This window comes from Streptomyces sp. NPDC029159 (assembly GCF_055564055.1).
Map to the genome: position 1 here is coordinate 1 of NZ_JBVHWT010000029.1, position 9,790 is coordinate 9,790.

15 protein-coding genes are annotated in these 9,790 nt (G+C 71.9%); 4 read left to right on the forward strand and 11 right to left on the reverse strand.

Going from position 1 to position 9,790, the window contains the following annotated elements:
* Positions 1–446 (forward strand): UTRA domain-containing protein (locus ACZ4U4_RS30840; protein ID WP_467881260.1); only part of this gene is annotated, 446 nt, incomplete at its 5' end.
* 465 nt (positions 447–911) lie between these two features.
* Here the strand turns inward: ACZ4U4_RS30840 and ACZ4U4_RS30845 are convergent.
* A complete protein-coding gene (locus tag ACZ4U4_RS30845) occupies positions 912–1,313 on the reverse strand; it encodes a hypothetical protein (protein WP_467881263.1) in 402 nt (133 codons plus the stop codon).
* A gap of 723 nt (positions 1,314–2,036) precedes the next feature.
* On the opposite strand from ACZ4U4_RS30845, the gene ACZ4U4_RS30850 reads away from it, so the two are divergent.
* Entirely contained in the window at positions 2,037–2,180 is a 144-nt protein-coding gene (locus ACZ4U4_RS30850) for a hypothetical protein (protein ID WP_467881266.1), read from the forward strand.
* Between the two features lie 240 nt (positions 2,181–2,420).
* Here ACZ4U4_RS30850 and ACZ4U4_RS30855 read toward each other — a convergent pair whose 3' ends face one another.
* Positions 2,421–2,552 (reverse strand): hypothetical protein, encoded by a 132-nt coding sequence (locus ACZ4U4_RS30855; protein ID WP_467881269.1) that lies wholly within the window; start codon positions 2,550–2,552, stop codon positions 2,421–2,423.
* 243 nt (positions 2,553–2,795) lie between these two features.
* A complete protein-coding gene (locus tag ACZ4U4_RS30860; protein ID WP_467881272.1) occupies positions 2,796–4,268 on the reverse strand; it encodes a replication protein in 1,473 nt (490 codons plus the stop codon).
* On the opposite strand from ACZ4U4_RS30860, the gene ACZ4U4_RS30865 reads away from it, so the two are divergent.
* Positions 4,258–4,431 carry a hypothetical protein gene (locus tag ACZ4U4_RS30865; RefSeq protein WP_467881275.1) on the forward strand — a complete coding sequence of 58 codons (174 nt, stop codon included), beginning with the start codon at positions 4,258–4,260 and terminating at the stop codon, positions 4,429–4,431. The two genes, ACZ4U4_RS30860 and ACZ4U4_RS30865, sit on opposite strands and share 11 nt — an antisense overlap.
* 616 nt (positions 4,432–5,047) lie before the next feature.
* Here the strand turns inward: ACZ4U4_RS30865 and ACZ4U4_RS30870 are convergent.
* The 8 genes from ACZ4U4_RS30870 to ACZ4U4_RS30905 all read right to left on the reverse strand — a co-directional run bounded on the left by ACZ4U4_RS30870 (position 5,048) and on the right by ACZ4U4_RS30905 (position 9,246).
* Entirely contained in the window at positions 5,048–5,377 is a 330-nt protein-coding gene (locus ACZ4U4_RS30870; protein WP_467881277.1) for a hypothetical protein, read from the reverse strand.
* A 73-nt stretch (positions 5,378–5,450) separates the two neighbouring features.
* A complete protein-coding gene (locus ACZ4U4_RS30875; protein WP_467881279.1) occupies positions 5,451–5,639 on the reverse strand; it encodes a hypothetical protein in 189 nt (62 codons plus the stop codon).
* A 91-nt stretch (positions 5,640–5,730) separates the two neighbouring features.
* Positions 5,731–5,910: a hypothetical protein gene (locus tag ACZ4U4_RS30880; RefSeq protein WP_467881282.1), complete on the reverse strand. Its 180-nt coding sequence runs from the start codon at positions 5,908–5,910 to the stop codon at positions 5,731–5,733.
* A 158-nt stretch (positions 5,911–6,068) separates the two neighbouring features.
* Positions 6,069–7,031 carry a hypothetical protein gene (locus ACZ4U4_RS30885; protein ID WP_467881285.1) on the reverse strand — a complete coding sequence of 321 codons (963 nt, stop codon included), beginning with the start codon at positions 7,029–7,031 and terminating at the stop codon, positions 6,069–6,071.
* A complete protein-coding gene (locus tag ACZ4U4_RS30890; protein WP_467881288.1) occupies positions 7,028–7,540 on the reverse strand; it encodes a hypothetical protein in 513 nt (170 codons plus the stop codon). Before ACZ4U4_RS30890 ends, ACZ4U4_RS30885 begins: the two co-directional genes overlap by 4 nt.
* Positions 7,537–8,208, reverse strand: a complete 672-nt coding sequence (locus tag ACZ4U4_RS30895; protein ID WP_467881291.1) for a hypothetical protein — start codon at positions 8,206–8,208, stop codon at positions 7,537–7,539. Before ACZ4U4_RS30895 ends, ACZ4U4_RS30890 begins: the two co-directional genes overlap by 4 nt.
* Positions 8,201–8,368, reverse strand: a complete 168-nt coding sequence (locus tag ACZ4U4_RS30900; RefSeq protein WP_467881293.1) for a hypothetical protein — start codon at positions 8,366–8,368, stop codon at positions 8,201–8,203. Before ACZ4U4_RS30900 ends, ACZ4U4_RS30895 begins: the two co-directional genes overlap by 8 nt.
* Complete coding sequence (locus tag ACZ4U4_RS30905; RefSeq protein WP_467881296.1) at positions 8,368–9,246, reverse strand: DUF2637 domain-containing protein; 879 nt, start codon at positions 9,244–9,246, stop codon at positions 8,368–8,370. Before ACZ4U4_RS30905 ends, ACZ4U4_RS30900 begins: the two co-directional genes overlap by 1 nt.
* Positions 9,247–9,490: 244 nt before the next feature.
* Between ACZ4U4_RS30905 and ACZ4U4_RS30910 the strand changes: the two genes are divergently transcribed.
* A partial coding sequence (locus ACZ4U4_RS30910) for a winged helix-turn-helix domain-containing protein (protein WP_467881299.1) occupies positions 9,491–9,790 on the forward strand: 300 nt, incomplete at its 3' end.

Here is a 9,790-nt window from a genome sequence, read left to right on the forward strand (position 1 = left end):
AGACATCGACCGGTCATACGGCGATGCTGCGATCCTGCGCGGATCCAGTGATCTGCCAGCTCCTGGGCATCGAGCCCCACGACGAGATCGTCATCCGACGCCGCGTGTTCCGCGTGGACGGCGTGCCCACCGTGATCGGCATCGAGTGCATCCACCCGCGCGCCCTGTCCGCCATCGACGATCTGCTGACGGACGGCCCGCGGGGCCCGGTCCACTGGCTCATCCAGTACAAGGAGAAGACCGGCCTCAGCACACATGCCTCGCCCGAGCGTCGAGGCGCCCGGTTCGCGGCCCGCGACGAACTGGAGCTCTTGGAAATCCCGCTGCCCGACTCCGACGTCGCGGTGCCGGTGCTCGTCACCCAGACCGTGTTCGGCGACGAGGAGGGGCCCCTGGAGGTGATGGAGGACGTCCACGCCCCGGGCCTATGGCACGAGGCCCGCTAGCCCCTGCACCACCACGAGGGCCCGCACCGTCCATACGGTGCGGGCCCTTTCGCGCGCTCAGGGCGGGGGACACCCCGGGTGGACATCCGGCCTCCCCGGCCGTCCACGCAGGTCACGGCCCGTCCACCTCCTCCCAATTCTGGGTGGCAGGCAGGCCGTCCGGGAGGCGAGCGGCATCGCTGGGCGGTTTACGTGGCCCCGCCGCGGCCGTCCGCGCCGTCATGGGGGAGCCGTTGACAGGCTAGCTACGGGGGAGGGTTGGGTGGGCTCGGCTCTCAGCGGCCGTCTGGCGGCCCGGGACGCGGGCTGGGCGCCGTACCCCCGCCGCCGCCCCTGCGGGCCGCGAGGCGATCACCGGCGCGGCTGTGGCGGGCGGGGGGCTGCTGCTGCCGCGCGGTGGTGGCGGCCGGTGTGGTCGCTCCGCGTCGGCGCCGGCATCGTCGGGGCACAGGAGCGCGTCGTCGCCTACGCGCCCCCGGACTCCCCGCCACGGGCGACCACCGACCGCGGCACGAACGGCAGGCCGAAGCGCCGCCGCGGCTCTGCCGGTTCGGCCGGCACCGGCAGTTCGTCCTGCACCGGCCCGGCCGACGAGGACCCTGCATCGTCACGTGACGTTGCAGCCCGCTCCGTCTCAACGTCACGTGACGCTGCAGGCCGCTCCGGTTCGGCCGACGCCTGCCGCACGGCGGCGGCAACCGCCTCCTGGACGACGGCGAGCTGCTTGCGCGTCTCGTACGCCCGCTGACGGCAGTTGCGCGAGCAGTAGCTCTTCGGCTTGGTGCCGAGCGACGGCGGGACCGGCTCCATGCAGTGCTGGCACAGGCGACGGCCCTGTGCGTCGCGGGGGGTCTCGTGAGTAGGCACCCTGGCACCGTACCGGCACCGTCACGTGACGTTGCACGGCGCACCGCCGGGGGACACACGGGGTGGACACCCCCGGCCCCGCCGTACGGGACGGATGTCCACCCCGCCCGCGAACGGGGTGCTACCCGCTACCGGCCCGCTCTGACGCCGCCTCAACCGCTAGCGGGGGTGCTACCGGTAGCGGCCCCCGGTGCTACCCGTAGCACCGCAGTCGCCGTCGCGACGACGAGCACCAGGAGCACGCCGTCGATCCCCCACACCTATGCATCACGACCCACAGGCCCACCGAAGCCCGCTACGAACCGCAGTACAGAACACACCTAGGCATTCCCAACGAGCCGGACCGAGTCGACATTCGACAACCCCGCGAACAGCACACCTCTTGCGCTCCGCGCGCACCGGTATGCCGGGCAGGCGAGATGATGCGCGGATGAGCACCACTCGCCGCCCGCTCGGGGTCGGCACCGAACGTCCCGAGCCTCCCCAGCCCCCGCGCGATCCCAGGACGATGACCGCGGCCGAGCGCATCGCGGTCGGCGCCTGGGTCGAGGCGCCGGCCGAGCCGCAGCCGCCTGCCGCACCATCTACTGGACGACGTGCTCTGGGCCGACGCGGCGCGTAGCGGGCCACGCAACAGCGGAGTTGCGGGGCTAACCCCGCGGTCCTCGATCGTGCCGCCACCACCCCGGAAATGCCGGGTGTGGCGGACCCATGGAGGACCAGATGACCGCCCAGACCGCCGTCACCATCGCCGTGCTCGCGGCCGCCGTCGCCGCGCTCGTCGGCTACATCCGCCCTCGGCTCGTCCCCGCGCTGACGCTCGGCGCCACGGTCGGCATCGGCGTCGCAACGGTGCTGTGGCCGTGACGCGGGGCGGCACGTGGTGGCGTGGTGTCAGCACCACGTCCCCACCCACGTCCGCACCTGCGACGACACGTCAACCACGTCAGAAAGCCCCCCGGGCGTCGGAGCAAGTTAGTGGGCATCGTTACGTTCCCGACCGCCACCGGGCAGCGCCACGGCACCGTCATCTGACCGTCACGGCACCGCCACCCGGACACCTCACAGCCGGGCCGGTGGCGGTGCCGCGGCGGTGCCCGGTGGCGGTCAGGCAGGCTCCACCCAGACATCGAAATCCAGGCCGCCGATCTCCAACCCGAGTCCGGCCTCTCCCTGATACGCACCGACGCGGCTGACGAGGGGATGGGACTCCAGCAGCTCCACAATCAGGTCTCGCACCCCGGCACAGCTAGGGCCCCTCGTCGGTGTGATCTCCAGATCCTCAGCATCCACGTACAGACCAACGATGACCGGAGATTTGAGTGCCGGTCGCTCCGCTGAGGCCGTCCTCACAGGCCAGCAAGTTGGTACGGAAGAATGTCTTCCGCGCGGAGCAAGCTATCCCGCAGGACGGTCCTCGACCGGGGGCGGTCGAGGTGGACGTCGAGGTGGACGGGGTGGACACCGGGGTGTCCACCGGGGTCACTCCTCGTCGTCGGTGTCGTCGGTGGGTTCGCCGTACGTCCAGCCGCTGCCGTTACAGCCGAAGCAGGAGCCTCCCTGGACGGCTGCGAACTCCTCCAGGTGCCCGGAGCCCTTGCACCTCGGGCACCTCACCTTCTCCATGCCGCGGAGCAGCGCCTCGGCTTCGGACATCCGCGCCTTGGCCTTGGCCTTCATCATTTCCGACAGGCTTTCGGTGAACTTGGCGCAGCCGTCTTCGTTCACCACCCGGACGTGGTCTGCGCGGCCGCCGGCGTCGGTGACCAGGGTCGGCACGTCCGCCTCGCGCTCCGTACGTACGGCCTCGATGACGTCGTAGTCCGTCGCGGCCGCCGTCACCTTGCCGTGTGCGTCGCCGGTGAGAATCACCCCGGCGACGAACACCTTCTGCAGCTCGGTGAATCGGTAGTCGTCGTCGTTCAGGTCGGTGTGGCGCTTGAGGCCGCGTGTCATCTCGAACGCCCGGCGGCCGTGCATCGCCGTCTCGTACTCCGTCCACCAGGCCCGGACCTGGTCCCGTGTGCCGTACCCGGGCGCCTCGTCCTCGTCCAGGCCGTCGCGCTGGATCGCCCAGAGGCGGTCGAGGAACTGGAACGGCGTCATCGAGCGCCTGCCGCGGGCGTTCTTGCCGGACGTGTAGGCGACCTCTGCCGACGCCTTTTGCGCGGCCTCGATGTCGGCCGCGACCGACTTGGTTTTCACGGGCTTGTCGTCGCTCTTGGTGAGGTACTTGATCAGCGCCTCGTCATCCGGGCTGGTGATGATCTCGACCTTGATGCCGTGGCCCTTGCCGCCGCACTTGCAGTTGAACCGCGCGCACTCGGTGGTCGGCGTGTACGCCGGGTCGATCGAGCGGAGAGCGTCCTGCCAGAAGCCCCGCAGCCAGTCCTCCCACGCCTCCAGGTTCTTGGCGGTCGGCTCGAAGGTGCAGCTCTTGCCGTCGCCGGGTTCGAAGGTGTGGTTGCCGTCCTCGTCCTCGTAGACGAGCTGGCCGTTCGCGGGGGTCCCGACCAGCCGACCCCCGAGGAACACCAGGGCGTTGAGGTGCGGGTTCCACCCGTTGTCCTCGGAGCGGGTGACCTCCGGGTTCCTGGCCATGCCGACGTAGCCGATCGACGGGGCCACGTCGCGCCTGAACTTCTGGTTGACGAGCATCTGCTGGTACGCGCCCGGGATCTGCTTGGGCTTCCAGACCGTCTCGCCGTTCTTGTCCTTGCCCGCCTTCCGCAGCCGCACTTCGCCCGTGGCCGGGTCAATGTCCGGCCGTCCCCACAGGGCGCCCACCAGGTCAGCCAGGGCGTGCGTCTTGTTGTGGCGGGCCGTCAGCACGACGGCCGCGAGCGTCCCGCCCTTGGCCAGCCACCGCAGCGCGGCCGTCGTCAGCTCCGCCGTGTCCTCGGCTCGCCTGGACGCCTCGCACGGGGCGCAGAACCAGATCGAGTTGCAGGTCATCTGTCCCCGCGAGCCCGCCTTGCCGTCCGCCGTCCGGCCCGTCAGGACGCCCAGCTCGGGCGCGACCGCCGTCCGCCCGCACTTCGCGCAGGACCGGTGGATGGTGATCTCCTGCGCGATGCGCCGCCGCCGCCACCGCCGCAGCCCCGGCGAGACCTCCTGATCGGGGGTCTGCCCCGCTCCGTCCGGGGCCTGATCGCCGGTGACTCCGGTGTCGGTCTGTCCTTCTGAGGGGCGCTGCGCCCCCTCAGACTCCCCAGCGGGCCCACCGCCGTTTTTCCGCTGGTCGGGGGCGGTCTGGCAAGTCTGTTGAGAAGTTACCAAGGAGTGGCCACTCGCGGAGGCTCGTTTCCGCAGGTCAGAGGCCGTTTTTGGGGTGGATTTCGCGTCACCCTTGCGGCAGGTCGCGGAGCAGTAGATCTGGCCCGCCCGGGAGCGGGTGAACCGCCGGCCACAGCCCTTACGGCGGCAGCGCGCTCGGCCACTGGCGGCGCGGTTGGCCTGGTCATCTGGTGCGGACGACTGGTCGTCCCGTACGCTGGGCATCAGCGTGGGTTCCTTTGAGATTGCTTGGTAGGCGTCTTCAGGACCCCGGCAGGAGCGGCCTAATGGGATTGCAGTCCCGGGGCCGCTCCGCTTTTTTGTGGAGCCCTGTGGCGGCGATCTTGCCATCGAATTGGCGGTGGACCTAGCAGGCGCCGGTAATGCAGCGCGATGCACAGGTGGTTGTGCCGATGCCCGGTCCAATTGGACCGGGCATCAGTCGTTTTGTCTGTTTTTCAGGCGGCCGTCTCGTCGTGGTAGATCTCAGCGCGGATGGCGCCGACGCGTTCTCCGTCGCGGGTGAACGGAGCGTAGAGCGAGGTGCGGTGGCCGTGGTCGAGGCTGGTCTCGGCGACGGTGGCGCCGAGGTGGGCGGCCCACCGGGTGACGGTGTCTCGCTGATCCGCGTCGGTGGCGAGGCCGGGTGCCTCGCCGACGAGGGCGCCGGTGGTGGCGAGCGTCCACATGAGCGGGGGCAGGCCCGCGTCGTGGCCCTCGGTGATGAGCTGTCCGAGGATGCGGTGGGCGGTGGTCTGCCAGCGGCGGGTGTAGGTGCGGTCGGTCATGGGGTGATCCTCTCGGTCGAGCGGGGCCGGTGGACACCACGGTGTCCACCGGCCTGCCGGGTGTCCACCGGCGTCAGCGGCGGGGGCGGTTGGGCTTCGGTCGGGGCGGTGCGGTGCCGGTGAGGGCGACGGACGCCGCGTTGCGGGCGAGCGCCAGCTCGTAGTCAGTGACGTCGTCGCGGGCGGCGACGTCGGCGGCCCACTGATGGATTTCGGCGGCGGTCCGGGTGTGGAGGTCGTGGGGGATGCGGATGCCGGCCATCAGCAGTACCCCCCGGTCGACCGCTTGTTGACCTCTTTGAGGTCCTTGCGGATCTGCTCGTCGCGCGCCTGCTTGCTGCTGTTGTCCGCCATCACCGGTCACCCCGCAGACGGCCGTCGCCGGTGTGGGTGCCGGGGACGGGTCGCTCCTCGGCCGGGGCCGGGTACCAGCCGCCGCGGCCGTCGCTGTACTCGGTGCCGTACTCCTGGTGGTCGCTGTCGGGACGGCCGGCCTTCAGCTCGTCCAGCGGGATCGACGTTCGGAATGCCACGATGGGCTCCTGTCTCTGCGGAGGCGGAGCCCCGGTCGGGCGGACTCTGGCGATGAGGCCCGGCCGGGGCATTTCTGTGCGGGAGGCGCCGGGTGGCGGCTCCTCGGCCGTCCCCGGCCCCGCCCGGGGTGGGCGGGTCGGGGGCGACTGGGGAGCCGTCAGCCGGTAGGCGCGGGGGGCCGGATGACGTGGCAGCGGGCGGGGTTGGTGGCGTCGGCGACGATCCAGCCCCCCACTTCCGGGGCCCAGTGCGCGACGTTGTTCCCGCCCTGTTGCTGTTGTTGTTGTTCGGGTTGTTGCTCGTTCTGACCTGCGACAACAACACCAACAACAGGGGCCGGCACCCCTTCCGGAGAGGGGCCAGGGGAGGGGAGCGGCGGGCGGTCCGGGAGGTCCCTCACGCGGACCCCGGTGGAGACCCCCTTGCGGGCCCCCTCTCCGCGGGCCCGGGTGCCGGTGGTGGTGGGCACCCCCGCGGCCTCACACAGACGCTTCCCGTCGGCGGTCGTCCAGGCCCCCGACTTGGACCCCCCGCCGGGGTAGCGGACGGACAGCGCGGAGACGATCTGCGGCCAGTGCAGACCGGGGGTCTGCTTGCCCTCGCCGGAGTGCTCCTGGACGAGGTCGTGGAGGAGGTGGACGAACCCCTCCGGGGAGGGCCGGGGACCGGCCGCGGCGGCGGGCGCCGATCCGCCGGCGGCCGGGGCCGCCTTGTCGGTCTCCCCCTCCCCCTGCTTGGCCTTGCGGGCGGTGGTGCGGGCCCGGAGGCAGGCGAGGCACCAGCCCCCGGCGACGGCCCACAGGGTGCCCGGGTGGGCCTCGACCAGGCGCCACATGCCGTACCCGGCACCGGCGATGACCGCGCCGCGTACCCAAATGCCGAGGTCGGCGGCGACGCCCTCCAGGTCGTCGCGGTGGCCGCGCTTGCACCAGGCCGCCGTGCCGGGCCCGATCCGCTGGGCGAGTACGGCGCTTCCCTCGGCCAGCGCCTCCACCGCGCGGACCAGGGCGGCGGTGGCGTCCTCCACCCGCTCCCGGAGGGTGAGGCCGTCCTCGACCTCCTCGACCTCCTCGGCGTCGAGCTGTACGTCCTCCTCGACGTCCTTCTCCAGGTTGATCACAGCGACCACCCGCCGTTGAACGCCGAGGTCAGCAGGTCGCCGCCCTTGTTGTAGAGGTCGGGGACCCACTGCATGATCTGCGCGGCCCCGGCCGTCGTGCACAGGGTGAGCGCGCTGAACACCCCGCCCGCCATGCGCTTCTTGTCGGTCTTGCCCGCGGCCTTGAAAGCGATGCCGCCGACGATCGAGGCGATGACGACGACGCAGGCGCCGGGGAAGGTCAGCGCGCCCGCCGACCCGTGGACCAGGGCCCCGCCGTCGCCCGACTTGCCGGTGGCGTGCGCGATCGCCGCGGCCGTCGCCTTGTTGGTGGTCTCGATCGCCTGGACGGAGACGGCGCCCAGGAGGCCGCCGACGCACAGCGTCCAGGACGTGCCCTGGATCAACCCGGTGCCGTACGGCACCAGGGCCTTCAACTCCCGGTTGCCCTTCCACCAGGACCTGATGTTGATGACCAGCACGGTGGTGGCCGCGGTGGCCCCGGCAACGGTCAGTACCGCGCTGCTCATGCCCGCACCCCCGTCAGCGCCGCAACGAGGTCCGGCCAGACGACGGCCCAGGTGCCGCCGATGCCGGTCACCCACACCCCGAACATGTCCAGCCAGGTCAGACGGCGGACACGCGCCCCGCTGAAGGTGTGCTCGATGCGGTTCGGCCGGCCGATGCGCACGCCCACCAGGAGCAGCGCGCCGAACCCGGCGATGTTGCTGACGGCGTAGTGGAGGGAGGTGTCCATGCCCCACAGCGCCTCGCCCCAGATCCGGGCCACGCCGTAGCCGACGCCGGGGATCGGGGCCGTGGCGGCGGCCAGGGACGTCAGGGCGGTCACCCAGCCGACCCGGAGGGGGACAGCCCGGCAGATCCGCTGCCACCGCGTCGGCTCGTCCTCCGGCCAGTGCAGGGTGATGTGGTGGTGCATCTCCGTCGGGGCCACGCCGTACGGGACGTAGGGCGGGTAGGACGGCGGCGGGGGCGGGGGCGGCGGTGCTGTCCACCGGCCCGGCGGGGGCGGCGGGGGTGTCCACCCCCCGCCCGTACCGGCGGACGCGGCCGGGGCGGGCGGACCCGCCGGCGGGCGCGGCGGCTGCGGCGGGACGGTCGGACCGGCGGCGGGCGGCGGCGGAATGACCACGCCGGTGAGCACCCGGCCGGAGGACGAGGAGGGCAGTTCAGGCATGACGGGCTCCCAGGGTGAGGAGGAGGGCGAGGGCGGCGACGAGGGGGAGGAGGCAGACCGTGGTGCGCAGCGCGGGGACGACCGCGCGGGGCGAGGCGGCGGCGAGACCGGCGAGCGCGAGGAGGCTGACGGAGGCCCAGGCCAGGACGAGGAGCGGCATCAGCCGGTCACCCCCGCCATCTCCAGCTGGCCGCGTACCGGCCGGGGCCCGTACCGATCAGCGAGCGTCGTGAACGCCTTGGCCACGTAGCTCTTGCTGCGGGTGGCCCGCTCGGCGGTGTCCCGGATGCTCAGCTCGCCGTCCCGCCAGCACTGCTCGATGACGGCCGCGGCCTCCGCCGCGCTCAGCTCCCGCACCGGCTCCGGGTCGGGCGCGGGCAGCTCCGGCTGCGGCTCCTCCGACTCCGGCAGCACCGACGCGGGCTCCGGCTCCGGTACGGGGGCCGACTCCACCAGCCACTGCGGGAGGTCCCGATCGCAGATCACCAGCGGCGCCCGCTCCGGCTCCGGAACGGCCGGCACTTCCACCGGCGGCACCGGCGGGGCGGGCGGCGCAGCAGCCACCGGCACCTCCGGGACGGGGGACACCGGGGTGTCCACCGGCGCCGCACCGGTGTCCACCCCCGGCCGGGCCCGGCGAAGGGCGCGGGTCACGAGGTCTGCGCCGAAGAAGATGCTGGCGACCGGGAGGGCCGACGCCAGCCCGACGAGCACGTAGTGGACCCAGGGCACCGGGCTCAGCCGCGGCCGGACGCCGGTTAGCGGCACCAGGCCGTGCACGTAGTTGAGGATCAGCGAGGCGCAGGTGTAGACGCCGAGGACGAGCAGCGCCGCCCGGCGGTGCCGCCCGGCCAGGATCAGGGACGCCACCAGCGCCAGCGCGATCGGCCCGTCAGCCGCCAGCGGGTAGAGCACCGCGCCCAGGTCAGCGAGCCCGATCGCCCGGCCGACATCGTGCAGCGCCGTCCAGCTCACCGTGAACGCGACGCCCACGACACCGACCAGACCCACCACCAGGCCCCGGCGAACGAACTCCACCGTGCCGGGCGCAAGTTCAGACGATTCGTCCGCATTTGACGATCGGAGGGACGGAGGGACGGCCGTTTCTTCTGACATGCAAAACAGCCCCTTTCGGGCAAGACGGACATGGCCCGCAAGGTTCGTGATGAACCTTGCGGCGAGTCCGAAGGTACATCGATCACCCTTCGAGGGCAAGTGATGTACCTATCGCCGTTCTTCATGTACCTTGGCGACAGGAAGGTACATCGCGAAAGGGGAGAAAATGGCCTACAGGTCAACTGGCAACGGATATGCGGACGTTGCCGCTCATTACCGACAACTCGTCGAGGAGGGCGAGCTGTCCCCCGGCGACCCGCTCCCGTCGGTTTCGGAGATTCGTGATCAGTTCGGCGTGTCAGGGAAAACCGTGTCCAGGGCTCTCCAGCTCCTGAAGCAGGAGGGCATCCTCGCGTCGCGCGGCAGCCTCGGCACCGTGGTCACCAGCCGTCCCCGCATCGCCCCTGCCAGCGGAGCTGCACGGGTCGCACGCACACAGCGCGGCGGACCCAACTACGCCGAGGGC